Raw genomic sequence first — 203 nt, 5'->3', positions numbered from 1 at the left:
CAGCCGAGTCGACGCCGCGAGGGAGTCGAGAGTGCCTTGGTTGGTCGGAACCAGCCGGGTCGACGCAGCGAGGGAGTCGAGAGTGCCTTGATTGGTCGTAACCAGCCGAGTCGACGTCACCAGGGAGTCGAGAGTGCCTTGGTTGGTCGGAACCAGCCTGGTCGACGCCGCGAGGGAGCCAAGAGTGCCTTGGTTGGTCGGAT

It is taken from the genome of Paenibacillus pasadenensis DSM 19293 (assembly GCF_000422485.1).
Lineage (GTDB): Bacteria > Bacillota > Bacilli > Paenibacillales > Paenibacillaceae > Paenibacillus_O > Paenibacillus_O pasadenensis.
This window is presented reverse-complemented; position numbering follows the sequence as displayed.